Annotated in this window: 7 protein-coding genes; 3 read left to right on the top strand and 4 right to left on the bottom strand. The window is 42.9% G+C overall.

What is annotated here, in order from left to right; translation table 11 throughout:
• Positions 1-181: 181 nt before the first annotated feature.
• Positions 182-1,321, bottom strand: a complete 1,140-nt coding sequence (locus J2X69_RS24400) for an acyl-CoA dehydrogenase family protein (protein WP_310109398.1) — start codon at positions 1,319-1,321, stop codon at positions 182-184.
• A 590-nt stretch (positions 1,322-1,911) separates the two neighbouring features.
• Between J2X69_RS24400 and J2X69_RS24395 the strand changes: the two genes are divergently transcribed.
• Entirely contained in the window at positions 1,912-2,604 is a 693-nt protein-coding gene (locus tag J2X69_RS24395; RefSeq protein WP_310109396.1) for a cyclase family protein, read from the top strand.
• 24 nt (positions 2,605-2,628) lie between these two features.
• On the opposite strand, the gene J2X69_RS24390 is transcribed toward J2X69_RS24395, so the two are convergent.
• The gene (locus J2X69_RS24390; protein WP_310109394.1) at positions 2,629-3,447 is read right to left on the bottom strand and encodes an inositol oxygenase family protein; all 819 of its coding nucleotides are present in this window, start codon (positions 3,445-3,447) and stop codon (positions 2,629-2,631) included.
• A 4-nt stretch (positions 3,448-3,451) separates the two neighbouring features.
• A complete protein-coding gene (locus J2X69_RS24385; RefSeq protein ID WP_310109390.1) occupies positions 3,452-5,056 on the bottom strand; it encodes a solute:sodium symporter family transporter in 1,605 nt (534 codons plus the stop codon).
• A 172-nt stretch (positions 5,057-5,228) separates the two neighbouring features.
• Between J2X69_RS24385 and J2X69_RS24380 the strand changes: the two genes are divergently transcribed.
• Both J2X69_RS24380 and J2X69_RS24375 read left to right on the top strand, forming a co-directional pair.
• The gene (locus tag J2X69_RS24380) at positions 5,229-6,065 is read left to right on the top strand and encodes a KilA-N domain-containing protein (protein ID WP_310109389.1); all 837 of its coding nucleotides are present in this window, start codon (positions 5,229-5,231) and stop codon (positions 6,063-6,065) included.
• Between the two features lie 131 nt (positions 6,066-6,196).
• Positions 6,197-7,597, top strand: coding sequence for an alpha/beta fold hydrolase (locus J2X69_RS24375; protein WP_310109388.1), 1,401 nt, complete (start codon positions 6,197-6,199; stop codon positions 7,595-7,597).
• A gap of 14 nt (positions 7,598-7,611) precedes the next feature.
• On the opposite strand, the gene J2X69_RS24370 is transcribed toward J2X69_RS24375, so the two are convergent.
• A complete protein-coding gene (locus J2X69_RS24370) occupies positions 7,612-8,193 on the bottom strand; it encodes a 2'-5' RNA ligase family protein (protein ID WP_310109385.1) in 582 nt (193 codons plus the stop codon).
• Positions 8,194-8,363: the final 170 nt, after the last annotated feature.

Below are 8,363 nucleotides of genomic sequence, written 5' to 3'. Positions count from 1 at the left end.
CCTGAACAACCAAGAAAGAGAATAGTAAAACAATCACTTAACTTAACTGTCCGGAAGACAAGAATGTGACAACCAAAATCAGGTAAGGTCAAGGCTACTTCGGTCACCCGTCTTCGGTCTTCCAGCCGGTAAACCAAAGGAAATAGACTAACTGAGATCATTACGGCTAATCTTTTGGAATTTATTTCAAAATCTCTCTCGCAATTACCATCTTTTGTATCTCTGATGTTCCTTCGCCTATGGTACATAGCTTGGAGTCTCGATAGAATTTTTCCACCGGATAATCCTTGGTAAAGCCATAGCCGCCAAAGATCTGAACCGCATCATTGGAGACGGAAACAGCGACCTCAGACGAAAAATATTTGGCCTGAGCTCCTGCCAGGGTTACTTTCTCTCCACGGTTTTTAAGGTCAGCCGCCTTAAATATCAATAATCGTGAGGCTTCCACTTGAGTGGCCATATCTGCCAACTTGAAGGAAATCCCCTGAAAAGAACTGATCGGTTTATTAAATTGATGCCTTTCTTTGGAATATTGAATGGATGCTTCCAAGGCTCCCTCGGCTATTCCTTGACCCAGCGCTGCAATAGAAATCCTACCGCCGTCCAGTACTTTCATAGATTGGATAAAACCATTGCCCACTTTGCCCAGTACTTGACTTTCGGGAATAATGCAATCGTCGAAAAGCATTTCAGCAGTCTCAGAGGCCCGCATGCCCAGTTTGTCTTCCTTTCTTCCTCCTTTAAATCCCGGAGTGCCTCTTTCTACAATAAAGGCAGTCATCCCATGGGAATCACCGATTTCTCCGGTTCTTGCGATCACTACAGCCACATCCCCTGATTCACCATGTGTGATGAAATTTTTTGCTCCGTTGATAATCCAGGTGTCACCTTCTTTTTTGGCGACGGTCCGCATATTTCCAGCATCCGAACCTGTGTTGGGCTCAGTCAATCCCCAAGCTCCAAGCCATTCGCAGGTAGCAAGTTTGGGTAGGTATTTTTGCTTTTGCTCCTCAGTGCCAAAAGCCATGATATGTCCCGAGCAAAGTGAGTTGTGCGCGGCCATGGAAAGCCCCACCGAAGGATCGAGCTTTGAAAGCTCCACGATAGCGGTGACGTATTCGAGGTAGCCTAATCCGGATCCTCCATATTCGGTAGGAATCAAAACTCCCATTAGTCCGAGCTCACCGAGTTTTCTGAAAAGTTCTATTGGGAAATGGGATCTGTCATCCCAGTCCTTTCGGAATGGTGTGATCTCCTTGGCTCCGAAATCACGGATCATCTGGGCGATCATCCGTTGATTTTCATTTTGATTAAAGTCCATGGTGTCTGAATTTGGGTTTATCTCTCTTAGATCTAACTCCAAGATTCAGAATTAGTTTGGCTTCAGCAAATCCCCTAGCCATGACTACACATTACTCGTTGAACCTGAACAAATTATTCTTTTCCACTTAAGAATCTCCGAGTGGCTTAAATTTTCCCGTTGCCAATTTCTCCAATTTTAATTTGTATTTTCCTGTCCCGGGCATTTTGAGTTAATTCTTGTCAAATCAACAGTATTAAGTCATTATTTCTGCCGTTTCTCACACCCTCTCTGTCTACGAAAATAGTTTTCTTCCAAACAGCTTTAAAGCTGATCAATAATCTTTGTCTTGAATTGTTCAAATCAAAGAGATTGAAATGTTGTCATTAATTGATCGGGGTAAGGGAACCTTTGAGACTGATTTTTTCTTTTTGAAGAAATATTTTTTATGTGTATCCGCTTTTCTACCACTAAAGAGATTAAAGCATCAAAGGATTTGGTGAACTTTATCATTTAGGTTGCTTCGGTCTTCTGTCATCGGTCTTCTAGCCAGTATAACATAGAGAATACCGCCACTGGAATCATGGCCTACAATCACAAAAAATAATCTCATGCCTGAAATCATAGACCTCTCACAGGAAATATACGATGGTATGCCTATGCACCATAGCATGGCTCCTGTCAAAATCAGTGTGCATGCCATGCATGAGCAATGGGCAAAGGAGATAAATCCCCAAACCCATACCCCAAGTGCGCTTAAACTTGAAATGAGTGAGCATACAGGTACTCATGTCGATGGGCTGAATCACATGGGAAAAGAATTTGCTGTGCAGTCAATAGATCAAATGCCGCTTTCCATGTTTTATACGGAGGGTATTTGTCTTGATTTATCCCATAAGGGATTGCAGGAATTAATTACCGTGGAGGATATTGAGCAGGCAGTTCAAATCGCCGGATTGTCTATTCTCCAAGGAGATACTGTTTTACTTTGCACAGATCATTATCGGAAATATTTTGGCACAGATAACTGGAACAAAGGTCCTGGACTCACGGTAGAAGCCGCCCGTTGGCTCGGTGAACAGGAAATTTCCGCCTTTGGAGTAGAGACAATGTCTCCCGGAATTCCCAAGCTTACCAACCAAGAAGTACATCAAATCTGTGGAGAGATGGGCTTTACCCATTACGAAAACCTGATCAACCTCCATCTGTTGATCGATAGAGGTAGATTTCGGTTTATAGGGTTTCCATTGAAGATCAGAGGAGGAACAGGCTCTCCGGTACGGGCAGTGGCTGTGTTTGAATGACATCCGGAAAGCCCAGTCCAAGGTTTACCAGTAAATCGGGCCTTTTCCCAGATACTTCTCTGCAATCGGTAGGTAATAGTCTTTCATCTCATCCAGATCATAGATTTTTGGAGATTTGGTGTATAGATCGTATCTATTGAAGTCAAGAATCCATTCTTTGTATTGTGCATCTTGCGGCGCTTCAAATTGAGAATAACTTCCGCCATTGTGCCAAGGATAAAAAGAATGATAGCGCACCATCACCATTCCTGCTTCAGGGATTGTATTTTCTTTACGGTTTTTTAATACCTGATAGAAATACTCATCATGTCCCCAAGCCAGTTGCAGGTTGTCCAGGCCACAGCCTTTTTCATAAATACCCATTTCTGTGTTGTAGCGGGGATCGTTCATATCGGGGTTTAATCCATTGAACTCGGGGTAGACGCAGGTGTCAGGCAATTTTGCGCCGACTACAAATACATCTCCCACAAGTCCCCATTGCTCTGCTTGGCTCGTGCCGTCTTCATCACTTCCAAATAAATACATGACTTTGCCCAGATCATGGATCAAACCTACGAGCTGCATCCAATCGGGACGGTTGTCATGCCTCAAAGCCTCCGCGGACTGGATCAAATGCTGCACATTTGGCAAATCAAGATCCGGATCGCTGACATCGATCAGTGCATTGAGTTTTTCCATAGCATCCCAAAGACTCATCGGCTTGTCAAATTTGAGGTACTTGGATTTCATCCGCTGGACATACTCATAGGTCTGATACATCCGCATTTTCCTATAATGTTCACGCACCGCGACTTTCACATCGGCGTGGTCGTAATTCCTGAATTCCTTTTCTGTAGTTTCCATAGTATTAAGCGATTGTACCTAAAATTACATAAATAATAACTGTGATTGAAATCAAAATCCAGCCCAGTGTTTTAGCATATTTCCACGGGACTATGCTCAATTTGCCTGAATCTGCCATCACAAAGGGAACGGTAACCGGATATTTTGCCGATACCACATGCATGACGATCAGATTGAGGATAAATTCTATGCCCCAGATGTGGACGAAATGAATATTGACTTGAAGTATCAGGTCCATCAGAATGTAGAATCCCAACCCAAAGACCAGCCCGGCTTTAGCTCCTGCTGCCGAAACTCTTGGGAAAAAGAAGCTGGCAATAATTACCGTGGCCATAGGGATAAAGAAGATTCCGTTGAGCTGCTGCAAGAGTTGATAAAGACCTGCTGGAGCATTTGCCACAAAGGGGGCTACCAGTATAGAAACTACAGCCAGAATAGCCGAAACCCACTTGCCGATCCGAACAAGCTGACCTTCTTTAGCAGCTTTGTTGATATAGACCTTGAAAATATCCAAGCTGAAGATGGTCGCTGCGCTGTTCAAAGCACTGTTGAAGGTGCTCAAAATCGCTCCCATAATTACTGCGACAAAAAAGCCTGTCATCCAAGGAGGGAGTACCCGCTTGACCAGCTCCGGATAGACGCTGTCTTGAGCATTGAATAGTGTGTCTCCGAAATAATAGAAACCGATGATGCCAGGCAATACAATCACCAGGGGGATCAGGATCTTTAAAATCCCTGTGAATAACAAGCCTTTTTGGGCTTCTTTCAGACTCACCGCTCCCAAAGCCCGCTGCACGATGGATTGATGCATGGTCCAGAAATACAGCTGGTTGATGATCAAGCCCGTGAATAACACTTCAAAAGGCAGAATAGAATCTCTGGATCCCGGGCCAATTGATGGCTCCTTACTGATCACATTAAATTTTTCAGGCGCATTGTTGAACACTTTCGCCAGACCATCAAGAATATTTCCATCTCCTATATCCCAAAGTGCAAAAACAGGAACCAACAACCCTGCAATGAGCAACCCAAAACCATTAATCGTATCTGTGTAAGCCACCATTTTCAATCCTCCAAAAATCGCGTAAACTGCACCGATCACCCCCACCACGACAACAGTGAGCCAAATTCCCTCTGTCTGGGTAATTCCCAGCGTTTCCGAAATGCCGAATATGGATTCAATATTAATCGCTCCGGTGTAGAGTACGATTGGCAACAGTGTCACGACAAAGGAGATAATCAGCAGCAGGGATATCAACGCCTGTGTCATTTTATCAAACCTTTTCTCCAAAAACTCGGGAATGGTAGTCAGTCCCATTCTCAGGTATTTTGGGATAAAATACAGCGCACCGATCACCAATGCGATCGCCGAAGTAACTTCCCATGCAATAATAATTGCTCCGTTTTTATAGGCCGATCCATTCATGCCCACGAGATGCTCGGTGGAAATATTGGTAAGCAGCATGGAGCCGGCAATGACCACGCCCGTTAGGCTGCGTCCGCCCAGAAAATAACCGTCTTGGGTCTGAAGATTTTGTTTGCGTAGCATCCACGTGGAGTAGATGGCTACAAAGCCTGTAAAAGCTAAGAAACTGAAAAGTGTAAGCACTTATTTTGGGTTGAGTGGGTTTATCGAAATTGTATTCTGGAAAAATAGAAAAATAGAATGGCTGCGCCAATAAAAAAGTAGTCTTCTTGTTAGAGAGATGGATTTATGATGTTTCGACGAGAAAAAGACCTTTCAAAGTACCTCGATTTCGGTATATTTATAATAATTAGATATGTCAAAAAAGAAAATAATAGAAGTACAAGGCAATGCCATTACCATACTGAATGAGCTTGGGGTAGACTACATTTCCCTAACGGATATGCTAAAATCGAAGGATGGAGATTTCTTTATTTCAGATTGGTTAAGAAATAGAAACACCGTTGAGTTTTTGGGTATATGGGAATCGGTTTATAATCCGGATTTTAATTATGGCGAATTCGCCATAATTAAAAGTCAAGCAGGATTAAATAGTTATAAGTTGAGCGTAAAGGAGTGGGTTTCTAAAACAAATGCTATAGGATTGCAAGCAAAAGCAGGACGATATGGAGGCACTTATGCGCATTCGGATATCGCTTTTGAATTTGGTATGTGGATTAGTGCGGAGTTTAAAATCTATTTGATCAAAGAGTTCAAAAGGCTAAAAGAAGAGGAGAGTAATCGATTAAATCTTGAATGGAATCTTCAAAGAACTCTTTCGAAGATTAATTATAGGATCCATACAGATGCGATCAAGCAGAATATTGTACCGAAACTCATTTCTAGTTCCCAGATCAATTTCACCTATGCCAATGAAGCAGACTTGCTGAATGTGGCTCTTTTTGGAAAAACTGCAAAGCAATGGAAAGAGGAAGCCTCGAAAAATTCAGTTACAGAAAAGAAAGGCAACATGAGGGATGAAGCATCTATTGAGCAATTAGTCGTTTTGAGCAATATGGAAAGCATCAATGCTTTGTTAATAGAGCAAGGCCTACCCCAAAAAGACAGATTAGTCCAATTGAATCAGGTAGCCATTATGCAGATGAAGTCCCTGTTGGCAAATGAAAGCCTACGGAAATTAGGTGAAGAATAAAGTGTCAATAAGGCGTTCAAACCGAACGTTTCAAGGTTTTAGTATTGATAAGTTGAGATGGGGACATTTTGGCAAACAGTTTCTTTTACTTTTCTTTATCCATTCTTTAAGTCTTAGCATACTCCATTCGAATGAAAGCTCTTTACTTATTTCTCTTCGCACTTCTTTTTACCCTTACATCCTACGCTCAAGACATCACCGGCCAATGGCATGGTGCTCTGAAAGTTCAGGGTATCCAACTGCGACTGGTGTTCAATGTGGAGCAAACTGAAAACGGCTATAGCGCGACTATGGATAGTCCGGACCAAGGCGCGTTTGGAATCCCCGTGACATCTACGGGCTTTGAAAATGGGATCCTGAAAATCTCCATTACTAATGCCAAGATTAATTATGAGGGGACATTGGGTGATGACGGGATCATCATTGGGGTTTTCAATCAGGCAGGTCAGTCAGCTCCTATGAATCTGTCACGGGAAGCCATTGATAAAGCGAGCGTCAAAAGACCTCAGGAACCTAAAAAACCGTTTCCTTACCGTTCTGAAGATGTGATTTTTGAGAATAAACAGGCAGAAATATCGCTTGCAGGCACGCTGACTTTACCTGAACAAACGGGCTCGTTCCCGGCTGTGGTTCTGATCTCCGGAAGCGGTCCGCAAAACCGTGATGAGGAACTGATGGGACACAAACCTTTTTTGGTTCTGTCGGATTATCTGACCAGAAATGGAATCGCGGTATTGCGTTTTGATGATCGAGGAACAGCGGCTTCTACAGGCGATTTCGGCACAGCTACTTCGGTGGATTTTGCCACAGACGTAGCTTCGGCTGTACAGTATTTGCAATCACGCCCGGAGATAGACAAAAGTAAAATTGGACTTATAGGACACAGCGAGGGAGGGATTATCGCGCCTATGGTAGCAGGAAATTCCCAAGACATTGACTTTATCGTGCTGCTCGCAGGTACTGGAATCAGGGGAGATAAGCTACTTCTTGCCCAACAGGCGCTTATTGGTGAAGCATCCGGAATGAGTCCCAATCAGCTTGCGGAAAATGAGCTGATCAGTAAAAAAACGTTTGAAATTGTGATGAAAGATCAGGGGGAAGAAGAACTGAAAAGTGAAATTAAAAGCTACATGACACAGGTATTTAGGAATATTCCTGCGGAAAATATTCCCGAGGGAATGAGTGAGGAAGAATTTGTCACGGCACAAGTAGATCAACTCACCAGTCCCTGGATGCAGAATTTTATCAGGTACGATCCTGCTCCGGCTTTGGAAAAAGTGAGCTGCCCAGTATTGGCACTCAATGGAGAAAAAGACCTGCAAGTCCCTCCAAAAGAAAACCTGCAAGCAATAAAAGCAGGTTTGGAAAAGGGCGGAAATAAAAATGTGACCACTATGGAATTGCCGGGGCTAAATCATCTATTCCAAGAAGCACAGACCGGGGAACCTAGCGAATATGCGTCTATAGAACAGACTTTTTCTCCGAAAGCTTTGGAGGTGATTTTGGGTTGGATTAAGGAGCAGGTGGAGTGATTGCCTGTTTTCCTTCAAAACCCAAGCTCCAATTGCTGAATATGTGGCTCTTTTCCAGCAAAGGGAAAAGTTGCAATAGTTTTGTAGGTGCTATGCCCTTCTTTATATAATTTTCTCCGAAGTAAGATCATTCCGTTGACCTCACAGGAATCTTTAAACTCTTCGTTTTCATAATCACTCCAAGCTTGTTCAAACTGCTCAGGCTCCATGGATCTGGCGATTGTGAGATGTGCAGTGCTTGGGAAAGCCACATGTTTTTTTAGCAGAGAGCTAGACGAGTGCCTTAGCCCTCTCGATATATCTGCAAAGGATTCCTTGTTAAGCACATTGACAAATATGGTTTTGGGTTCAAATTTTCCAATACCATCAAATTGAGCCAAGAAGGGATTGACGGTTTCTGCAAAACGCTTGATGTTGGCAATGATTCTAGCTTCGCGGTAGCTGCTTTGTAGCCAATTCCCCATGGTAATGTGAGGTGTTAAGCCTGCTGCCTTTTTACATCCATAGCGATTTGCAAATTCCTTTTTTAGGGACATTACATCATGTTTAATTTCCTCATTGGGTGAGATGATCAACAGGTATTCGAAAATGTTCATTAGCGTAATTCTTTACTATGTATATCCGCTTTTCTACCAATAAGAAAGCAAAGCGACATACGATTTGGTAAACATGGTGATACTCCCTGAATAAAGTTGACACATTTTGTTGGGACAAAAAACCAATTAAGATGAAAAAAGGATTTCAACTAAAGCCCCAACGTATTTTC

The organism is Algoriphagus sp. 4150 (assembly GCF_031457395.1).
Lineage (GTDB): Bacteria > Bacteroidota > Bacteroidia > Cytophagales > Cyclobacteriaceae > Algoriphagus.
The sequence above is the reverse complement of the archived record's forward strand: the minus strand, read 5'-3'. Positions and strand labels throughout refer to the sequence as shown.

Coding starts and splice junctions, on each gene's coding strand:
- J2X69_RS24370 (WP_310109385.1), bottom strand. CDS start 8,193: ATGAACATTTTCGAATACCTGTTGATCATCTCACCCAATGAGGAAATT.
- J2X69_RS24400 (WP_310109398.1), bottom strand. CDS start 1,321: ATGGACTTTAATCAAAATGAAAATCAACGGATGATCGCCCAGATGATC.
- J2X69_RS24380 (WP_310109389.1), top strand. CDS start 5,229: ATGTCAAAAAAGAAAATAATAGAAGTACAAGGCAATGCCATTACCATA.
- J2X69_RS24395 (WP_310109396.1), top strand. CDS start 1,912: ATGCCTGAAATCATAGACCTCTCACAGGAAATATACGATGGTATGCCT.
- J2X69_RS24390 (WP_310109394.1), bottom strand. CDS start 3,447: ATGGAAACTACAGAAAAGGAATTCAGGAATTACGACCACGCCGATGTG.
- J2X69_RS24375 (WP_310109388.1), top strand. CDS start 6,197: ATGAAAGCTCTTTACTTATTTCTCTTCGCACTTCTTTTTACCCTTACA.